The sequence below is a fragment of the Arthrobacter sp. Hiyo1 genome, from assembly GCF_001263615.2.
Lineage (GTDB): Bacteria > Actinomycetota > Actinomycetes > Actinomycetales > Micrococcaceae > Arthrobacter.
In genome coordinates this window covers 154641-156054 of the sequence record NZ_DF952476.1, presented here as the reverse complement: position 1 = coordinate 156054, position 1414 = coordinate 154641, and the positions used below count along the sequence as shown (strand labels likewise).

Genomic DNA, 1414 nt, shown 5'->3' with positions numbered 1-1414 from the left:
GAAAGGCCGCGAAATCCCCGCTCATCTGGCCCACATCGCCGAAGGCATCCAGGACTCCGGCACCACCCGCCAGGAAGCCCGCACCCTCCTCGCACACCACGCCACGGCCTGATCGGCAAGGAGCCAGCATGTTCCCCACCCGGATTGAAATCATTCCCTCAGCCGGAATCGTTGAGAAAGTCCAGGCGGCGGTGCCGCTTTCCACAACGCTCACCGTTACCTGCCTGCCCCATCACGGAATCGCGCGGACCATGGAGGCTTCAATCAAGCTCAGCCTCCTCGGCTACACCGTGATTCCGCACCTCTCGGCACGCGGGCTGGAGCACCGTGCGCAACTCTCCGGTATCCTCCGGGACTGCGAGGCCGTCGGGATCAGGGAGGTCTTCGCCATCGGTGGCGACGGGCCGCAAGGTTCCGGCCCCTACCGATCGAGCCTTCCCCTCTTGGCGGATATCGCCGAGTACACCGGTGGCAGCATCACGGCGGGCATCGCCGGTTATCCCGAGGGACATCCTTCCGTGAGCGGGCTCGACTTGCTGGACGCCTTGTTGGCCAAACAACACTTGGCCACGCACGTTGTCACGCAGATGTGCTTCTCCGCCCCGACGATCCTCGACTACGCAGCACTCCTGCGCCGGGAAGGCGTCGAGCTGCCGGTGTGGGCAGGCGTGGCCGGGGCCGTTCCCCGGACCAAACTGCTGGCCTTGGCAGCCCAGATCGGCGTCGGGACGTCCCTGAAGTTCCTCAGCAATAAAGGAACCCTTGCCCGGAAGCTTCTAGGCGGGGACAAGTACTCACCGGAAGGCCTCGTTTCCGAGATCATGGCGCACCCGGATGGCATCTCGGGAATCCATCTTTACAGCTTCAACCGACTGGACATGCCCATCTGGGAACGAAGCGACCTCCCCGATCCTGAGGCCAGCGAGGCAGCATCCGCGTAATCTGGCACCGCCTAGGTCCTGGGGACCCCTAGCTCCCCGGGACCGAAATCACCGCGACCGTCTTTTGGTTGTCATCGCGCAGTTCCACGCCCGAAATCCCGGCGAGCTGGACCGGCGTCGCACCCGTGACCTTGATGTGGCCACTGGACGTCGCGGTCCATCCGCACGCCATTTCCTCCGTGCCGTCGCGGCCCTTGACCCACAGGTACATCGTGCCTTGCGCCGGCATGCTGCGGCCTTCCAGCTGAAGCTCGGTCCCCCACGCCTTCCTGACGAGCCCCACGGTGAGCTGCAGGCCATTGTCTGTCTGCACGGAGTAACTGGCGTCAGGCTTGGGTGGCTGGTTCAACACGGGCCCTGCCAGTATGCCCAAGCCAAGGCACGCCGCGGCGACGGCACCCACCAGGCCGCCCACCGGCGTCGGGATTTCCGCCGCCGTGCCGCCATCTTCAGGAGGATCGGCTGCGGGAGCG

The 1414-nt window shown here is 65.4% G+C and carries 1 protein-coding gene and 2 pseudogenes; 2 read left to right on the top strand and 1 reads right to left on the bottom strand.

What is annotated here, in order from left to right:
• Nucleotides 1-112 (top strand): annotated as a pseudogene (locus AHiyo1_RS27490) (lipoyl synthase); the annotation flags it as partial.
• Between the two features lie 16 nt (nt 113-128).
• Entirely contained in the window at nt 129-941 is an 813-nt protein-coding gene (locus AHiyo1_RS21165) for a methylenetetrahydrofolate reductase (protein WP_084784663.1), read from the top strand.
• A gap of 28 nt (nt 942-969) precedes the next feature.
• Here AHiyo1_RS21165 and AHiyo1_RS21160 read toward each other — a convergent pair.
• A pseudogene (locus tag AHiyo1_RS21160) lies at nt 970-1414 on the bottom strand (hypothetical protein); the annotation flags it as partial.